Raw genomic sequence first — 17,985 nt, 5'->3', positions numbered from 1 at the left:
ACGGGTGTCCCCCTTCCCATGACCGGACGGAGGATCCTCCCCCGATGTACAAGCTCTTCTTCAACCTGGTCTTCAAGCGGATGGACCCGGAACAGGCCCACTACATGGCCTTCCGCTGGATCCGCCTCGCCGCCCGCACCCCCGTGCTGCGCACCTTCCTCGCCGCCTGGCTCGCCCCGCGCCACGCCTCCCTGCGCACCGAGGCGCTCGGCCTGCGCATGCACGGCCCCTTCGGCCTCGCGGCCGGCTTCGACAAGAACGCCGTCGCCATCGACGGCATGTCGATGCTCGGCTTCGACCACGTCGAGATCGGCACGGTCACGGCCCAGGCGCAGCCCGGCAACCCGAAGAAGCGGCTGTTCCGGCTGGTGCCGGACCGCGCGCTGATCAACCGCATGGGCTTCAACAACGAGGGCTCGGCGGCCGTCGCCGAGCGGCTGGCGGCCCGTAACCCGGTCTTCAAGACGGTCGTCGGCGTCAACATCGGCAAGACCAAGGTCGTGCCCGAGGAGGAGGCGGTGGGCGACTACGTGGCCTCGACCGAGCGCCTCGCCCGCCACGCCGACTACCTCGTCGTCAACGTCTCCTCGCCGAACACGCCGGGCCTGCGCAACCTCCAGGCGACGGAGTCGCTGCGTCCGCTGCTGTCGGCCGTACGGGAGGCCGCCGACCGGGTGGTCACCGACCGCCGGGTCCCGCTGCTGGTCAAGATCGCCCCGGACCTGGCCGACGAGGACGTCGACGCCGTCGCGGACCTGGCCCTGGAGCTGGGCCTGGACGGCATCATCGCGACCAACACGACCATCGCGCGCGACGGTCTCGGCCTGAAGTCCGCACCGTCCCTGGTGAAGGAGACCGGCGGACTGTCGGGAGCGCCGGTCAAGGAGCGCTCCCTGGAGGTCCTGAGGCGCCTGTACGCCCGTGTGGGGGACCGGCTGGTCCTCGTGGGCGTCGGGGGCATCGAGAACGCCGAGGACGCCTGGCAGCGGATCCTGGCCGGTGCCACGCTGGTCCAGGGCTACAGCGCCTTCATCTACGAGGGCCCGTTCTACGCCCGCGCCATCCACAAGGGCCTGGCCGCGCGCCTGGCCAACAGCCCGTACGCGACGCTGGCCGAAGCGGTGGGCGCCGAGAACCGAAAGGCCGCGCAGTGACCGTGACCCCCGTGACCCCGTTCGGCACCCGCCTGCGCGCGGCGATGGACTCCCGCGGCCCGCTGTGCGTGGGCATCGACCCGCACGCGGCCCTGCTGGCCTCCTGGGGCCTGAACGACGACATCGCGGGCCTGGAGCGCTTCTCGCGCACCGTGGTGGAGGCGCTGGCCGACCAGGTGGCGGTCTTCAAACCGCAGGCGGCCTTCTTCGAGCGGTTCGGCTCGCGCGGCATCGCGGTGCTGGAGCGGAGCGTGGCCGACGCGCGGGCGGCGGGCACCCTCGTGGTGATGGACGCGAAGCGGGGCGACATCGGCTCGACGATGGCGGCGTACGCGGAGACCTTCCTCTCGCCGTCCTCGCCGCTCTTCTCGGACGCGCTCACCGTCTCCCCGTACCTCGGCTACGGATCCCTGCGCCCGGCGGTGGACCTGGCACGCGAGTCCGGAGCCGGTCTCTTCGTCCTCGCGCTGACCTCGAACCCGGAGGGCGCGGAAGTCCAGCGGGCGCTGCGCGAGGACGGCCGGACGATCGGCGCGACGATGCTGGCGCACCTCGCGGCGGAGAACGAGGGCGCGGCACCGATGGGCTCCTTCGGGGCCGTGGTCGGCGCCACGCTGGGCGATCTGTCCTCCTTCGACCTGGACATCAACGGCCCGCTGCTGGCCCCCGGCATCGGCGCGCAGGGTGCGACGGCCGCGGACCTGCCGGCGGTGTTCGGGAAGGCCGTGCGCAACGTCGTACCGAACGTGTCGCGGGGCGTGCTGAGGAACGGTCCGGACGTGGCTGCCCTGCGCGCCTCGGCGCGGCAGTTCGCGGACGAGATCCGCGAGGCCGTCTCCGCCTGATCCCGCCGCCCGGTCCGTCCGTGTGCGGGTCTCCCGCACACGGATTCGGACCTCTCACGGGTGCCGCCGGACGGCGAGATCGCACGGCCTGACGAAATTCGAACGTCTTTCACCGGACAAAACAGGGGTATTTTGTCCGTGATGTACGGTTCGGCGGAGGCTGACCAGGACTTTTCGTCCGTTCTCGCTGACTGGAGCGGTCATGGCCGCTAGTCTCCGAGCAGAGTGAACGTGCAGCGAACGAGTTCCATCGCTGTTCGGGACCTCGCCTGGTGGGGTGCCTGCGGGTTCTCCACCGGTCCGTATCCGACAGTTCGACATCCGAGGTGACGTAGGCGTGGCTCTTCCGCCCCTTACCCCTGAACAGCGCGCAGCCGCGCTCGAAAAGGCCGCCGCGGCTCGCCGGGAGCGGGCCGAGGTGAAGAATCGACTCAAGCACTCCGGCGCCTCGCTCCAAGAGGTCATCAAGACGGGCCAGGAGAACGACGTCATCGGCAAGATGAAGGTCTCCGCCCTGCTGGAGTCCCTGCCTGGCGTGGGCAAGGTGCGCGCCAAGCAGATCATGGAGCGCCTCGGCATCTCCGAGTCCCGGCGTGTCCGAGGTCTCGGTTCCAACCAGATCGCTTCTCTGGAGCGTGAGTTCGGCACACCCGCCGGCTGACGCGTCGCCCGGAGTTCTTCCGGCGTTCTCATGCAGTCCCGGGAACCTGGATAATCGCTCTATGGCAGCAGAGGTTCGTCCGCGGCTGACCGTGCTCTCCGGCCCTTCAGGGGTCGGCAAGAGCACGGTCGTCGCGCATATGCGCAAGGTCCACCCGGAAGTATGGCTCTCGGTGTCGGCCACCACCCGCAAGCCGCGGCCCGGTGAGCGGCACGGAGTCCACTACTTCTTCGTCAACGACGACGAGTTCGACAAGCTGATCGCCAACGGCGAGCTGCTGGAGTGGGCCGAGTTCGCGGGCAACCGCTATGGCACACCGCGCAGCGCAGTACTGGAACGCCTGGAGAACGGCGAACCGGTCCTGCTGGAGATCGACCTCCAGGGCGCCCGGCTCGTCCGCGAGTCGATGCCCGAAGCGCAGCTGGTCTTCCTGGCCCCGCCGAGCTGGGACGAGCTGGTCCGCCGGCTCACCGGCCGGGGCACCGAGTCGGCCGAGGTCATCGAGCGACGGCTCGCGTCGGCCAAGATCGAACTGGCTGCCGAGTCCGAGTTCGACACCACCCTTGTCAACACCTCCGTCGAGGACGTGGCCCGTGAGCTGCTAGCCTTGATGGAAGTTGTCTGATCGTTGATCGATGTTCATGTCGGTCAATGCTTGATCTTTCACCCATTCTTCGGAAGGTAGAGCGTGTCCTCTTCCATCACTGCGCCCGAGGGCATCATCAACCCGCCGATCGACGAGCTGCTCGAGGCGACTGACTCGAAGTACAGCCTCGTGATCTACGCGGCCAAGCGCGCGCGTCAGATCAACGCGTACTACTCGCAGCTCGGTGAGGGCCTGCTCGAGTACGTCGGCCCGCTGGTGGACACCCACGTCCACGAGAAGCCGCTTTCGATCGCGCTGCGCGAGATCAACGCGGGTCTGCTGACCTCCGAGGCCATCGAGGCCCCGGCTCAGTAAGCACCGAGAATTCCTTTCACCACAGGCCCGGCAGAGCATCTGCCGGGCCTGTGGTGTGTCATAGGCCCCATAGGTGTCACAGTGAGATGGATCCTGAAGGGGAGTGTCCGGTGGGTAAGCCGAAGGTCGTGCTGGGAGTCAGCGGCGGGATCGCCGCCTACAAGGCGTGCGAACTGCTGCGCCTGCTGACCGAGTCCGGGCACGAGGTGCGGGTGGTGCCCACGGCGGCCTCCTTGAACTTCGTCGGCGAGGCCACCTGGGCCGCCCTGTCCGGGAATCCCGCCTCCACCGAGGTGTGGGAGACCGTCCACGAAGTGCCGCACGTACGGATCGGGCAGTCCGCCGACCTCGTGGTGGTCGCCCCGGCCACCGCCGACATGCTGGCCAAGGCCGCCCACGGCCTGGCCGACGACCTGCTCACGAACACCCTGCTCACCGCACGCTGTCCGGTGGTCTTCGCCCCCGCCATGCACACGGAGATGTGGGAGCACCCCGCCACCCAGGAGAACGTGGCCACGCTGCGGCGGCGCGGAGCGGTCGTCATCGAACCCGCCGTGGGCCGGCTCACCGGCAAGGACACCGGCAAGGGCCGGCTGCCCGACCCGGAGGAGATCTACGAGGTGTGCCGCAGGGTCCTGGCGCGCGGGGTGGCCGAGCCCGACCTCGCCGGCCGGCACGTGGTGATCAGCGCGGGCGGCACGCGTGAACCGCTGGACCCGGTGCGCTTCCTCGGCAACCGTTCCTCCGGCAAGCAGGGGTACGCGCTCGCCCGTACCGCCGTCGCGCGCGGCGCCCGGGTCACCCTGGTGGCGGCCAACACCGCGCTGGCTGACCCGGCCGGGGCGGACGTCGTGCGCGTGGGGACGGCCGTACAGCTGCGGGAGGCGGTCCTGAAGGCGGCGGCGGACGCCGACGCCGTGGTGATGGCGGCGGCCGTGGCCGATTTCCGGCCCGCCGAGTACGCGAGCGGGAAGATCAAGAAGAAGGACGGGCAGGAGCCGGCGCCGGTCGCCCTGGTGCGCAATCCGGACGTCCTCGCCGAGGTTTCGGCCGATCGGGCACGGGACGGCCAGGTCGTCGTGGGGTTCGCCGCCGAGACCGACGACGTCCTCGCCAACGGGCGCGCCAAGCTCCGGCGCAAGGGATGTGATCTTCTCGTCGTCAATGAGGTCGGTGAGGCCAAGACCTTCGGTTCGGAGGAGAACGAGGCTGTGATTCTGGCCTCGGACGGGTCGGAAGTCCAAGTCCCCTATGGTCCGAAGGAAAGTCTCGCGGATTTGGTGTGGGACCAGGTGGCGGCCCGTCTTACGGCGCGACGCGCCTGAGGTGGATCTCTTTGTCTGGCCACATCCGTGCGCCAGAATGAAGTGCCGCAGGTCACACGGCTCCCATAAGGCGAGACGGGTGGTCCGTTAATCGGTGGTGACAGATAAACTGCATTCGGAACGTGATCGGGCGCAGCCCCCGGTATGGTTCCGCCAAATGATCAGCCAGCAGCCGCTGCAACCCCAGGGAGCGTTGTGTCCCGTCGTCTGTTCACCTCGGAGTCTGTGACCGAGGGCCACCCCGACAAGATCGCTGACCAGATCAGCGACACGATCCTCGACGCGCTCCTCACCGAGGACCCGACCTCGCGCGTGGCCGTGGAGACCCTCATCACCACGGGTCTCGTGCACATCGCGGGAGAGGTGACGACGAAGGCGTACGCGCCGATCGCGCAGCTCGTCCGCGACAAGATCCTCGAGATCGGCTACGACTCCTCCAAGAAGGGCTTCGACGGCGCCTCCTGTGGCGTGTCGGTGTCCATCGGCGCGCAGTCCCCGGACATCGCGCAGGGTGTCGACACGGCGTACGAGAAGCGGGTCGAGGGCGACGAGGACGAGCTCGACAAGCAGGGCGCGGGCGACCAGGGCCTGATGTTCGGCTACGCCTGCGACGAGACGCCCGAGCTCATGCCGCTGCCGATCCACCTCGCGCACCGGCTCTCCAAGCGGCTCTCCGAGGTCCGCAAGAACGGGACCATCCCGTACCTGCGCCCCGACGGCAAGACCCAGGTCACCATCGAGTACGACGGCGACAAGGCCGTGCGCCTGGACACGGTCGTCGTGTCCTCGCAGCACGCCTCGGACATCGACCTGGACTCGCTGCTCGCTCCCGACATCCGCGAGTTCGTCGTCGAGCACGTCCTGAACCAGCTCATCGAGGACGGCATCAAGCTCGACACCGAGGGCTACCGGCTGCTGGTCAACCCGACCGGCCGCTTCGAGATCGGCGGCCCGATGGGCGACGCCGGCCTGACCGGCCGAAAGATCATCATCGACACGTACGGCGGCATGGCCCGCCACGGCGGCGGCGCCTTCTCGGGCAAGGACCCGTCCAAGGTCGACCGCTCCGCCGCGTACGCGATGCGCTGGGTCGCGAAGAACGTCGTCGCCGCCGGGCTCGCCTCGCGCTGCGAGGTCCAGGTCGCGTACGCGATCGGCAAGGCCGAGCCCGTCGGTCTCTTCGTCGAGACCTTCGGCACCGCCAAGGTGGAGGTCCAGAAGATCGAGGACGCGATCGGCGAGGTCTTCGACCTGCGCCCGGCCGCGATCATCCGCGACCTGGACCTGCTGCGCCCGATCTACGCCCAGACCGCCGCCTACGGCCACTTCGGCCGCGAGCTGCCGGACTTCACCTGGGAGCGCACCGACCGCGTGGACGCGCTGCGCGCGGCCGCCGGTCTGTAGGACCACTCGCCGAACGGCCCCGGACCACCTGGTCCGGGGCCGTTCGCATGCCCGGCGGAATGCGGATGAGCCGCGCCATGATCGCGGATATGCCGACGCGGGCCTCCCGGTGCGAAGGCAGCGGTTACTTCCGGAGCGGGCGTGTGGTCCCCGTGTTGAAAGAAAACCCCCCGCCGCCGGTGGAGATCTCGGGAGGCCGCCGCCCAGGCCGTTGTCGGTCGCGTTTGGTAAGAATGCTGGTGTGAGCAGCGCGAACGATTCCCCGCCGGAGCAGCTGGCGCTGATCCGGGAGATGGTCGCCGAGGCGAAGGCCAAGGCGCCCAAGGCGAAGCCCCGCACCTGGCGCGGGGCCGCCCTCGCCGAGGAGCTGCCCGTGGCCCGCATCCTCGTGAACAAGGGCGTGCTCCACCTCGACCAGCTCTGGGACTACGCCGTCCCCGCCGAACTCTCCGAGGCCGCGCAGCCGGGCGTCCGCGTCCGGGTCCGCTTCGGCGCCGGCTCCCACCAGGTGCACGGCGGCCGCCGCGAGGGCGGCGGCCTCATCGACGGCTTCATCGTCGAGCGCCGCGCCGAGTCCGACTACAACGGGGCGCTGGCCGCGCTCGCCCACGTGGTCTCGCCCGAGGTGGTGCTCGGCCCGCGCATGCTGGCGCTCGCCCAGGCCGTCGCCGACCGGTACGCCGGCAGCCTGGCCGACGTACTCCAGCTCGCCCTGCCCCCTCGCAACGCCCGCGCCGAGGCCAAGCCCTCGCCCGAGCCGCTGCCCCCGCCCGCCGCGCCCGACCCCGGGGGCTGGCAGCGGTACGGCTCCGGCCCCGCCTTCCTGCGCGCCCTCGCCACCGGCGCAGCCCCGCGCGCCGTCTGGACCGCCCTGCCCGGCCCCGGCTGGGCCGACGAACTCGCCCGCGCCATGGCCGCCACCCTCGCCTCCGGCCGAGGGGCCCTCGCCGTGGTGCCCGACGGGCGGACCGCCGCCCGCGTGGACGCGGCGCTCACCGCCCTGCTCGGCGAGGGGCGGCACGCGCTGCTGACCGCCGAGTCCGGGCCCGAGAAGCGATACCGGCAGTGGCTCGCCGTGAGCCGGGGCTCGGTGCGGGCCGTCGTCGGCACCCGGGCGGCGATGTTCGCGCCCGTCCGGGACCTCGGGCTGGTCGCCGTCTGGGACGACGGAGACTCCAGCCACAGCGACGACCGCGCGCCCTTCCCGCACGTCCGGGAGGTGCTGGAACTGCGCGCCGTCAGCGACGGCTGCGCCTTCCTGGCCGGGAGCACGAGCTGCACCGTGGAGGCCGCCCAGCTGGTCGAGTCGGGCTGGGCGCGGCCGCTGGTCGCCGACCGCGAGACGGTGCGGGCCTGCGCCCCCAGGATCCGCACCGTGGGCGACGAACTGCTGGCCCGCGACGAGGCGGCCCGGGCGGCGCGGCTGCCGAGCCTGGCGTGGGAGACCGTACGGGAAGGACTCAAGACCGGGCCCGTACTCGTCCAGGTGCCACGGCGGGGCTACGTGCCCCGGCTGGCGTGCGAGCGGTGCCGTACGCCGGCCCGCTGCACGGTCTGTGCCGGCCCGCTGGAGGCCCCCGACGAGCGGGACCTGCAGTGCGGGTGGTGCGGGCGGGCCGAACCGTCCTGGCACTGCGAGGAGTGCGGGTCGTTCCGGCTGCGGGCCCAGGTGGTCGGCGCGCGGCGGACCGCCGAGGAGCTGGGGCGGGCCTTTCCGGCCGTGCCCGTACGGACGTCCGGGCGCGACCACGTCCTGGACGAGGTGCCGGACCGGCCGGCGCTGATCGTGTGCACCCCGGGGGCGGAACCGGTCGCGGCGGGGGAGGGGTACGCGGCGGCGCTGCTGCTGGACGGCTGGGCGATGCTGACCCGGCCCGACCTGCGGGCGGGCGAGGACGCGCTGCGGCGGTGGATCGCGGCCGCGTCGCTGGTCCGGGGGGACGGCCAGGTCGTCGTGGTCGCCGAGCCGACGCTGCGGCCGGTGCAGGCACTGGTCCGTTGGGACCCGGTGGGCCATGCCGTCCGCGAGCTCGCGGAACGGGCCCAGCTCGGTTTCCCGCCGGTGTCGCGGATGGCGGCGGTGGCGGGCCGGGGCGAGGCGGTGGAGACCTTCCTGGCCGGCGCCGGGCTGCCGCCCGACGCGGAGATCCTCGGCCCGGTGCCGCTCCCGGGGCGGCGCGGTGAGCCCTCTCCGGGCGAGCGGGCGCTGGTCCGGGTCCCGCCGGGCAGCGGCGCGGCCCTGGCGGCCGCCCTGAAGTCGGCGCAGGCGGCCCGTATGGCGCGGGGCGTCCCCGCGTCGGAGTCGGTCCGGGTCCGCATCGACCCGCTGGACATCGGCTGACGGACCGGCTGCCGCCGCGCGGGCGGGGCACCGGCCGCACGCCGCCGGGATGGGACCGGGACGCCGAACGACCCCGGCGGGGCGGCCCGTGGGGGCGCCCCGCCGGGGTCGGGGGGTTCGGCTGGGGCCGTCGGGGGTCGGCGTCCCGGCGGCGGGCCGCGGTCAGCCGTTGCGGGGGCCGGGGAAGGCCGGGGAGCGGGGGGTGCTCGCGGCGGGCTGGGAGTCCTCGCGCTGCGGCTGCGGCGGGACCGAGCGGGCCGCCGGGATCGTGGGGAGCGGCCCCAGGGGCCGGGTGGCCGTTCCCTCGGCCGGCGGCTCCGCGGATTCCGCGGCCTGCGCGCGCCGGGCGCCGTAGCGCCGGTGCACGGCCTGCTTGGTGACACCCAGCGCCGAGCCGACCGCGTCCCACGAGAAACCGAGCGAACGGTCGAAGTCCACGGCGGCGGTGACCAGCGTCTCGACGCTGTCCCGCAGCTCCTGGGCGAGGCGGACGGTGGGCGCGGGCGCCCGGCCGTACACGACGAAGCCCGTGGACGGGCCGGAGCGGCGCGGGCGGTACACATTGCCGAGCTGGGCGGTGAGCGTACGCAGGGCATCCACCTGCCGGCGAACCCGCTCGATGTCCCGCACCAGAAGGTGCAGGCTGGCCCGGGCTTGGGCGTCGTGGGTGGCGTGGTCGGCCATGAAGAAGCCTCTCGAACCGGTGCTGAAGGGCGGATCGGGCCGCAGAAACCGTTCGCGAAGCGGCCCGTTTTGGTCAATCTCTTTTGACCAACGCTCCACCCGGCGCCCAGGTCACGCTCAGGGGGCGTGTCGGCATATGCGAAGGGCGCGTGTGTGTGCGTACGCCCCCTGACGGCCACAGGACATGCCCAGGCCGTACGCCCCATAGACTGGTGCGCTGCTGACAGCCGAGATAGCGAGGTAGGACCCCAGTGAAGCTCGTCTTCGCAGGCACCCCCGAGGTCGCCGTGCCCGCCCTGGACGCACTCATCGCCTCCGGGCGGCACGAGGTCGCGGCCGTCGTCACCCGGCCCGACGCACCCGCCGGCCGCGGCCGCCGGCTCGTCGCCAGCCCCGTCGCCCAGCGCGCCGAGGAGGCCGGGATCGAGGTCCTCAAGCCGGCCCGGCCGCGCGACCCCGACTTCCAGGCCCGGCTGCGCGAGATCGGTCCGGACTGCTGCCCGGTCGTCGCATACGGGGCGCTGCTCCCCAAGAGCGCCCTGGACATCCCCAAGCACGGGTGGGTCAACCTGCACTTCTCCCTGCTGCCCGCCTGGCGCGGCGCCGCGCCCGTACAGCACTCGATCATGGCGGGGGACCAGGTCACCGGCGCCTCCACCTTCCTGATCGAGGAAGGCCTCGACTCCGGCCCCGTCTACGGCATCCTGACCGAGGAGATCCGGCCGACCGACACCAGCGGCGACCTGCTCACCCGGCTCGCGTTCGCCGGCTCCGGACTGCTGGCCGCAACGATGGACGGCATCGAGGACGGCACCCTGCGCGCCGTCCCGCAGCCCGCCGACGGGATCTCGCTCGCACCCAAGATCACCGTGGAGGACGCCCGGATCGACTGGGCGGCCCCGGCGATGCGCGCCGATCGCGTCGTGCGCGGCTGCACCCCGGCACCGGGTGCGTGGACCGTCTTCCGCGGGGAGCGGCTCAAGCTGATCTCGGTCGGCCTGGTGCCCGACCGTACGGACCTGGAGCCCGGCGTGCTGGCCCCGGCCAAGAACAACGTCTACGTCGGCACCGGCTCGCACGCCGTGGAGCTGCTGTGGGTGCAGCCGCAGGGCAAGAAGCCGATGCGGGGCGCCGACTGGGCGCGGGGCGTGCGGATCGCGCCCGGCGAGCAGCTCGGCGGCGCCGACGTAGGCTGAACCCAGCCGTTCCGTCACACCGGCGGACCTCGCTGCCCCTCTCTGTCCTGCCAGCACACCCGTAGCACTCGTAGCACTCGTATCTCCGGAGCACCTTTCACGTGAGCGAACAGCCTCGTCAGCCCAGTCGGCGTCCTGCGGGCGGCGGCAAGCCGTCCGGCAAGCAGGCCAAGCCGTACCGCCGGCCCCAGAAGGACCCCGTCCGGCTGCTGGCCTTCGAGGTGCTGCGGGCGGTGGACGAGCGCGACGCGTACGCCAACCTCGTGCTGCCGCCGCTGCTGCGCAAGGCCCGCCAGGACGAGAGCTTCCAGGCGCGCGACGCGGCACTGGCCACCGAGCTGGTCTACGGGACGCTGCGCCGGCAGGGCACGTACGACGCCGTGATCAAGGCGTGCATCGACCGCCCGCTGCGGGAGGTGGACCCCCCGGTGCTGGACGTGCTCTCGCTCGGCGCGCACCAGCTTCTGGGAACCCGTATCCCCACGCACGCGGCCGTCTCGGCGAGCGTGGAGCTGGCCCGGGTGGTGCTCGGGGACGGGCGCGCGAAGTTCGTGAACGCCGTACTGCGCAAGATCGCCGCGCACGACCTGGACAGCTGGCTGGAGCGGGTGGCGCCGCCGTACGAGGACGACGCCGAGGAACACCTCGCGGTGTACCACTCGCACCCGCGGTGGATCGTCAGCGCCTTGTGGGACTCGCTGGGCGGCGGGCGCGCCGGGATCGAGGACCTGCTGGAGGCGGACAACGAGCGGCCGGAGGTCACCCTGGTGGCCCGGCCGGGGCGGTCCACCCCGGAAGAGCTGCTCGAAGCGGTGGGCGAGGAGTCCGCGCTGCCGGGCCGCTGGTCCCCGTACGCCGTGCGGATGGCCGAGGGCGGCGAGCCGGGCGCGCTGGAGGCCGTGCGCGACGGCAGCGCGGGCGTCCAGGACGAGGGCAGCCAGCTGGTGGCGATGGCCCTGGCGGCCGCGCCGGTCGAGGGCCGCGACGAGCGCTGGCTCGACGGCTGCGCCGGCCCGGGCGGCAAGGCGGCACTGCTCGCGGCACTGGCGGCGCAGCGCGGGGCGTTCCTGCTGGCCTCCGAGAAGCAGCCGCACCGGGCCCGCCTGGTGGAGAAGGCCCTGTCCGGCAACCCCGGGCCGTACCAGGTCATCGCGGCGGACGGCACCCGGCCGCCGTGGCGGCCGGGCTCCTTCGACCGTGTGCTGATGGACGTGCCGTGCACGGGCCTGGGCGCCCTACGCCGCCGCCCGGAGGCCCGCTGGCGCCGCCGCCCGGAGGATCTGGAGGGCTTCGCGCCGCTCCAGCGGGCGCTGCTGCGGGAGGCGCTGTCGGCGGTTCGGGTGGGCGGTGTCGTGGGCTACGCGACGTGCTCGCCGCACCTGGCGGAGACGCGGGTGGTCGTGGACGACGTCCTGAAGGGCCGGGGCGCGGGCCAGGCCCCGGTGTCCGCCGAACTGATCGACGCCCGGCCGTACATGGCGGGCGTACCGGGCCTGGGCGACGGCCCGGACGTACAGCTGTGGCCGCACCTGCACGGTACGGACGCGATGTACCTGGCGCTGCTGCGACGCACGGCGTAGGGGCCGCCGCCCCTGCGGCATTTCAGAACGGGTGACGGGGCCGGTTTCCCCTTGTGACCTTCGGATCGAGGGCTTACAGCTGCTGCTGTGAGCCCTCGATCCGTATCCAGGGCGCTCGCCGGCCCGACCGAAACGGCGAGCCCGATCCGCGCTTTGTCACAAGCGCGTGACAGTGACGGCCGATTCCGCGGGAAGTGTCACTGCTCGGTAACAGCTATGCGGATGTGACCCGAACTCACTTTGCAGACAGCAATGCCTAGTTGATAGACATGGCACACCAGTGCGGGATGGTGGCGGCGAACTTCGGTGCATCGCGCTGCCGCGCTCGACGATGGATACGAACGACGGCGCGGCGCATCGGACGCCGGCCAGGGCCAAGGCCGCCGTCGATGCCATCGGCTGATGCCGGGCACTGGAAAGAAGCGTTTTACAGAACGGGGGGCACCGTGTCCACGTGGGACATCAAGCCGAATGGCGTTCGTGAAGTCCTGAGCAAGACCGCCGAGGCCGGCAGCAAGTTCGAGGAAGAGTTCGAGTCCTACGGCACGGGCCTGGTGGGTGCCGCGACGTGGGCGGGCACGATGGTTCTGGGCGGGACCGAGATCCCCAAGGGGGGTGCGTTCGGTCCCGTGGCCCAGGCGTTGCAGGAGTTCCAGCAGCGAACCGAGAACGACTTGAAGTTCCTTCCCGTTCGGACGGGGAAGTCCATCACCGGGGCGCGCCTGGCCACTGAGGAGTACGTCAAGGGCGACCTGCAGATGGCGAAGAACAAGCAGGAGGAGTACTCCAAGGCTCCGACTCCGGAAGAGATGAAGGGCCCCAAGAAGTGATTGATCCGGGGAAGATACCGACCTTCACGGGCAACCTGGAGACCCTGGAGACGCATGCGGCTTCGCTGAAGAAAACTGCCTCCAGCATTCGGGGTACGGGCAGGGACGTTCACAGCGCCTTTCAGGCTTTGGACCCGGTCTATGACGCTCCTGAGCAGGAGGAGTTGCTCAACTCGACGATTCCGGTGCGGGACAAGGCGGATGAGTTCGCGAAGAAGCTGGAGTCCGCCAGTGGCGCGCTGACGACCTTCGCGTCGACTGCCCGTCCGCTGGTGACCAAGATGAAGCAACTCCACGATGATGCGGTGAAGTTCGTCGCGGACAACAAGGACGATGACGACTGGCAGCAGGACCAGGGCAAGGTCGACGAGAACGCGCGTCTCGTCCGTGAGGTCGGTACGACGTGGGTGGCGTTCCAGGGCGTCGAGCGTGATGCGGCCAACAAGATCACCGCGCTGGTGGGCGGTACGCACTTCGTCGTCGATGACGGTTCGCACAAGGCCGGTATGTACGGCTTCAAGGACAGCGACCTCAAGGGCGCGAAGGAGACGCCTTGGGGAACCGCCGACGAGCGTGAGTACACGGGGCTCCGGGCTGCCTGGGAGTGGACGAAGGACAATGTCGGCGGCGCGCTGAAGGGTTTCTTCGTCGACGGTGTCGTGGGCACGCTCAAGGGCCTGGGCAGCATGGTCAACGTCTTCGACTGGGACAACTTCAAGAAGACGTGGTCGGGCATCGGCGATGTCTTCGGAGGCATCAGCGGGTACCTCATCACGCCGTACGACTGGGCGATGGACAAGATGTTCGGCCCGGTCGACCACAGTGACCGTGAACGCCAGAAGGCGGCCCTGCGCAACTTCGGCAAGTCGCTGGTCGCGTGGGACGAGTGGGACAAGGACCCCTCGCGTGCGTTCGGGGCGGTGCTGTTCAACGTCGTGACCCTCGGCTCGGGCACGTTCCTCAAGCTCGGCAAGGCCGGCCAGGCCGGAAAGCTGGGCGCGGGTGCGGAGGCCCTGACCGCGCTGGGCAAGGCGGGCGCGCTCGTCGACCCGATGAGCTACCTCGGCAAGGCCGCGGGCATTACCAAGATCAAGGTCGGCGACCTCATGGAGGGCTTCAAAGCCAGCCGGGTGGGCGTGGACGACATGGCCAAGAACATGCCCACGGGGACGTCGCCGCACCCGACCGACGCGACCCCGGCTCCCGGGCACACGGGGGACTCGCCCTCGACTCCCGCCGGCTCCGGCGAGAAGACGCCCCCCGGCCACGAGTACGTCGACGGTGCGGGCAACAAGCGCGTCATCGGCAATGACGGCCACATCAGGGACGAACACGGCAACGTCGTCGCCGACACCGAACCCGTCAGGGAGCCGCACAAGGACGACCTGCCCAACGTCAAGGAGCACGAGACCGTTCCCGTCAGGGAGAAGGTGCTCGAGGGCGCGGGCGGCCCCAGCCACCCGACCGGCTCGGCACACCAGGGCGGCGGATCCCACCCGGCCGGCGGGGGCGGCGGTACGCCCGGTACGCCGTCCACGGGCGGTCATTCCGCGGACCACTCGGGCGGCAACGGCGCGGGCGGCGGCGCGGGTTCACGCGGGCCGTCGGGTGGCGGCGGGTCCCACACGCCAAGCGGGGGCGGCGGTTCGCACACGCCTTCCGGTGGCGGCGGTCACGGCGACACCCCGGGTGGCGGCGGCCACTCGGACGACGCTCATGCCGGCGACGGGTCCCACGGCAATGACGCGGGCGGCGACAACCCCGCGTCCGGTTCCGCCGATCACAGATCCGGTAACGGTGCCGACGGACAGGGGGAGAAGCACACGTCCGGCGGGGGGACGCAGGAGCACGGGGGAACCGGAACGTCGGACACTCCGGGCGAGACGGGCACGACGCCGGGCGAGCGTGCGAACGAGCCGCTTCCGGCGTTGACGGCGGAAGAGCGGGCCGGGCACTGGGGCCACCTGGAAGAGGTGGAGAAGCGGGCTCCGGGAGAATTCGACCACCTCAGGCACGACCCGGATCACAGGGGTAAGATCACAAAAGATTCGATGGACGAGGCCCGGGTCGGCCTCGACCTGCGGGAGCAGGGGCGTCTCCCGGCGGACATCCGCCGCCCAGAGGTAGCAGACAAGGGCGAGTTCTATTCCGAGACCACCGGTAAGTACTATGACATCAAGGGTATCCATTCATACTGGCCTCCATTCAACAATGTGCGTAATCCCGAACTGCTCGCCCGGCCGTTCCCGGGCGCATACAACCCGGCAAGGCATGCCCAGACCTGGGTGGAAACGTTCACCGAGCAGATCGACGATTTGCATCGCGTAGTCATTGTCGACTTGCGGAACGCGGATCAAGCCGCGATCGACAGCATCAAGGGCATTGTTGAAAGCCACGGTTGGGGAGAAAATGTCATCTGGTACCCGTAAGAAATGGGAGCCTAAGGCGCTTCCGACCGACCCTGAGGCGACGCACCGGTTGCAGGAGTGGCTGGCCGAGGACGGCTACAGCCTCTTCGGTATCGAGCACGACTTCCGAGGTGCGGATCTGTCGGGCGCGGACTTCACGAGCTCGTGGTTTACCCAGGCGGTCCTGGCGGGTGTGCGGCTGGCAGGAGTGAGTTTCTACCGCGCCGACCTTCAGTCGGCGGATCTCACGGGTGCGGATCTGACCGGCGCCGACCTCGTCAGGGCGAATCTTGACGAGGCCGTGCTCCGGTCGGCGCGGCTCGACGGCGCCGACATGGTCAAGGCCTCGCTGCATGGGGTCGACGCGTCGGGAGCGAGCTTCAGAGGGACAAGGATCATGGGGGCCTCGCTCTTCCGCGTCGATTTGAGGGGAGCGGACCTGACCGACGCGGTCTTGTCCCACAACAGCTTCAGGGTCACGGTCGACGACGCCACGGTGGTGCGTGGCTTGACAGGCACAGTTTTCGGGCCGGTCACCGTCTTCAGTGGCGAATCGTCCCGAGAGTTGGCCGGCGCGGAGCTGGAGGCGTGGTTCGGTGAGCGAGGCGGGCAGGTCGAAGTGATCGCTCCCGGCAGCCCCCCGAAGTAGGGCGGGCGCGCCCCCTTCCGGAATCCGTCACTTTCACGGCGGGTGCCCGGTCTCGCCGAGCCGCTCGTTCTCGTTTTGAGGACGAGCGGCTCGGCGGGAAATGAACTCAGCGGAAGCAGGAGCCAGTCCATGCACGGCTATCGGGAATTGCTCGGAACGGATTTCGACGGCCGGCCGACGGACGACATCGACGACGTGATCTACGACGCGTTCGAAAGTCCCCGTCACCGGACCCGCGTTCCCGGCCTCGTCGCCTTGATGAACGATCCCGGGGCGCCCGAGATCGAGCGGTTCCTGGCGTGCGTGGCGCTGACCACCTGGGGCGAGGCGGCGGGATACGAGACAGTGATCCGTGCCGCCGCGGATCCCAGGAGGACTCCCTGGTACGACTACTCGATCGACCGGAAGTTCTCGGTGGACAGTACGTTCGCGCAGCTCGCGGCAGCTGTTGCCGAGCGGGACCTGGCGCGGGAGAAGGGAACCGAGACGCTTCGTCTGGACGCCGCCCGTGCTCTGGTGCGGCTCGCCGACGGCGAGTATTTCGAGGACAAGCTGGGCGAGTTGTTCGACAGGGCCACACTTCAGGCGCTGCTGGACGACGTCAAGGACGTCATCGGCCGGGGTGTGCGATCCCTGGCGGCAGGTGAGAAGTGCTCGTTCGACCTGCCCACGCAGCTGGTCGATCTGGCGACCGGGGTGTCCACGGTCGACGGGGAGCTGGCCGTGGAGCTGGCCATGGGCATCCTCGACGTCAACTCCTCCTCCCGCACGCTGAACCATGCCGTCTCGATCGTGTTCCGTGCGCGGGGCCCGGAGGGCCGGCAGTTCGGCGAATACCTGCTGACCGTCGGCAACGAGCGGGTGTGCGCGGAGGTCCGCGAGGCGTTGGGCCGCGCCGACCACCCGCTCATGCCGCAGTAGACAAGCCGCAGTAGGCAAGATGGAGAACAAGGCAGTGATCCGCACTCAGTACTACGTGCAGGGCCCGTTCGGGGTGCCGTCCTTCTCCGGGCCTGCCGAGCTGAAGTTCCTGGGACAGTGGGTGACGGCCGACATCCAGCTCGTGCCGCTGGCCATCCTGGAGGCGATCGACCTGGTGACCGCGGCCCAGGCCAACCCGGGTTTCGCGCCGGAGGATCTGGACGGAAACGCGCACACCGTCACCATCGGCCCGCAGGGCGTCAGGGTGGAGAACTATTTCGTCGAGCACGTTCAGGGTGAATTCACCCTCGACGACGCGTTCCGGGTGCTGGTCGATTTCTGGGACTACTGCTGCCTAGCGAATCCCGAAAAGGCCGACTCGCGCCGACGCGAGTACGCCGACGAGTACGGACGCGATCCCTTGGCCGGGATCCGTGACCTCCGCGGCACGGAATTCGAGATCCGGGAGGGCCGCTGCGCCATCGGGCCGCGTCCGGTCGCCGAAGCCGCTGATCTGGCGGACGCCGTCGGTGAGATGTACTCCTCCGAATCCGAGGACGCCGTCCTCGTGTGGAACCGGGTGCCGATTCGGCTGACGTACCGCTACGACATCGCAGTGCTGCTCGACGATCTGGTGCCGCTGCTCGAAGAGGTCCGGCGCCCGGGGTTCTCCGGAGCCGAGGTCTTCTGGGGATCGGACACCTTCTCCGCCGAATGGAAGCTGACCCCCGAGGGCGGCGACCTGAGGATCCGGGCGCGTTGGCACAGCACGCTCGGGAACCACGAGTCGTCGCTCACCGAGCGGGGCGATGTGACGGTGGGGGCAATGGAGTTCGTCAGTGAATGGTGCAAGATCCTGCGGCGCATCGTGACCGACGCCGAAGCAGGCTCCGTGGAACTGGCGGACGACGACCTCCTCGTCCGCGCCAAGACGCTGCTCGGGACAACGACGACCGAAGCGACCGGCTGATCCAGGCGGCGCCCGCTGCCGCGGACGGCGACACCGAGACGACCGCGGACCAGACA

At 70.6% G+C, this 17,985-nt stretch carries 16 protein-coding genes; 15 read left to right on the top strand and 1 reads right to left on the bottom strand.

Annotated elements, in window-relative coordinates; genetic code table 11:
* The first annotated feature begins 44 nt into the window (after positions 1-44).
* The 8 genes from ACFYOB_RS34590 to ACFYOB_RS34555 all read left to right on the top strand — a co-directional run bounded on the left by ACFYOB_RS34590 (position 45) and on the right by ACFYOB_RS34555 (position 8,691).
* On the top strand, positions 45-1,154 hold the full coding sequence (locus ACFYOB_RS34590) for a quinone-dependent dihydroorotate dehydrogenase (protein WP_388567066.1): 1,110 nt from the start codon (positions 45-47) through the stop codon (positions 1,152-1,154).
* Positions 1,155-1,156: 2 nt separating this feature from the next.
* On the top strand, positions 1,157-1,999 hold the full coding sequence (pyrF, locus tag ACFYOB_RS34585; RefSeq protein WP_388567100.1) for an orotidine-5'-phosphate decarboxylase: 843 nt from the start codon (positions 1,157-1,159) through the stop codon (positions 1,997-1,999).
* A 337-nt stretch (positions 2,000-2,336) separates the two neighbouring features.
* Positions 2,337-2,660 (top strand): integration host factor, encoded by a 324-nt coding sequence (locus ACFYOB_RS34580; protein WP_008740406.1) that lies wholly within the window; start codon positions 2,337-2,339, stop codon positions 2,658-2,660.
* 61 nt (positions 2,661-2,721) lie between these two features.
* Positions 2,722-3,285: a guanylate kinase gene (gene gmk / locus ACFYOB_RS34575; RefSeq protein ID WP_328924706.1), complete on the top strand. Its 564-nt coding sequence runs from the start codon at positions 2,722-2,724 to the stop codon at positions 3,283-3,285.
* Between the two features lie 63 nt (positions 3,286-3,348).
* The gene (rpoZ, locus tag ACFYOB_RS34570) at positions 3,349-3,621 is read left to right on the top strand and encodes a DNA-directed RNA polymerase subunit omega (RefSeq protein ID WP_004948662.1); all 273 of its coding nucleotides are present in this window, start codon (positions 3,349-3,351) and stop codon (positions 3,619-3,621) included.
* Between the two features lie 110 nt (positions 3,622-3,731).
* Positions 3,732-4,946 (top strand): bifunctional phosphopantothenoylcysteine decarboxylase/phosphopantothenate--cysteine ligase CoaBC, encoded by a 1,215-nt coding sequence (gene coaBC, locus ACFYOB_RS34565; RefSeq protein ID WP_388567062.1) that lies wholly within the window; start codon positions 3,732-3,734, stop codon positions 4,944-4,946.
* A 195-nt stretch (positions 4,947-5,141) separates the two neighbouring features.
* The gene (metK, locus tag ACFYOB_RS34560; RefSeq protein WP_328924704.1) at positions 5,142-6,350 is read left to right on the top strand and encodes a methionine adenosyltransferase; all 1,209 of its coding nucleotides are present in this window, start codon (positions 5,142-5,144) and stop codon (positions 6,348-6,350) included.
* 241 nt (positions 6,351-6,591) lie between these two features.
* Positions 6,592-8,691: a primosomal protein N' gene (locus ACFYOB_RS34555; protein WP_388567058.1), complete on the top strand. Its 2,100-nt coding sequence runs from the start codon at positions 6,592-6,594 to the stop codon at positions 8,689-8,691.
* A 162-nt stretch (positions 8,692-8,853) separates the two neighbouring features.
* On the opposite strand, the gene ACFYOB_RS34550 is transcribed toward ACFYOB_RS34555, so the two are convergent.
* Positions 8,854-9,375 carry a hypothetical protein gene (locus ACFYOB_RS34550; RefSeq protein ID WP_388567056.1) on the bottom strand — a complete coding sequence of 174 codons (522 nt, stop codon included), beginning with the start codon at positions 9,373-9,375 and terminating at the stop codon, positions 8,854-8,856.
* A gap of 251 nt (positions 9,376-9,626) precedes the next feature.
* Between ACFYOB_RS34550 and fmt the strand changes: the two genes are divergently transcribed.
* The 7 genes from fmt (at position 9,627) to ACFYOB_RS34515 (ending at position 17,929) form a co-directional block, all read left to right on the top strand.
* Entirely contained in the window at positions 9,627-10,571 is a 945-nt protein-coding gene (gene fmt / locus ACFYOB_RS34545) for a methionyl-tRNA formyltransferase (RefSeq protein ID WP_388567054.1), read from the top strand.
* A gap of 101 nt (positions 10,572-10,672) precedes the next feature.
* Entirely contained in the window at positions 10,673-12,151 is a 1,479-nt protein-coding gene (locus ACFYOB_RS34540; protein WP_388567051.1) for an RsmB/NOP family class I SAM-dependent RNA methyltransferase, read from the top strand.
* Positions 12,152-12,597: 446 nt separating this feature from the next.
* Positions 12,598-12,981, top strand: a complete 384-nt coding sequence (locus ACFYOB_RS34535; protein WP_388567048.1) for a DUF6507 family protein — start codon at positions 12,598-12,600, stop codon at positions 12,979-12,981.
* Entirely contained in the window at positions 12,978-15,410 is a 2,433-nt protein-coding gene (locus tag ACFYOB_RS34530) for a hypothetical protein (protein WP_388567045.1), read from the top strand. Before ACFYOB_RS34535 ends, ACFYOB_RS34530 begins: the two co-directional genes overlap by 4 nt.
* A complete protein-coding gene (locus tag ACFYOB_RS34525; RefSeq protein WP_388567043.1) occupies positions 15,391-16,038 on the top strand; it encodes a pentapeptide repeat-containing protein in 648 nt (215 codons plus the stop codon). The genes ACFYOB_RS34530 and ACFYOB_RS34525 overlap by 20 nt, the downstream gene beginning before the upstream one ends.
* Before the next feature lie 129 nt (positions 16,039-16,167).
* Complete coding sequence (locus ACFYOB_RS34520) at positions 16,168-16,959, top strand: hypothetical protein (protein WP_388567040.1); 792 nt, start codon at positions 16,168-16,170, stop codon at positions 16,957-16,959.
* A 34-nt stretch (positions 16,960-16,993) separates the two neighbouring features.
* Positions 16,994-17,929 (top strand): hypothetical protein, encoded by a 936-nt coding sequence (locus tag ACFYOB_RS34515; RefSeq protein WP_388567037.1) that lies wholly within the window; start codon positions 16,994-16,996, stop codon positions 17,927-17,929.
* Positions 17,930-17,985: the final 56 nt, after the last annotated feature.

Origin of the sequence: Streptomyces sp. NPDC006463 (genome assembly GCF_042870715.1) — a bacterium.
Lineage (GTDB): Bacteria > Actinomycetota > Actinomycetes > Streptomycetales > Streptomycetaceae > Streptomyces.
The sequence above is the reverse complement of the archived record's forward strand: the minus strand, read 5'-3'. Positions and strand labels throughout refer to the sequence as shown.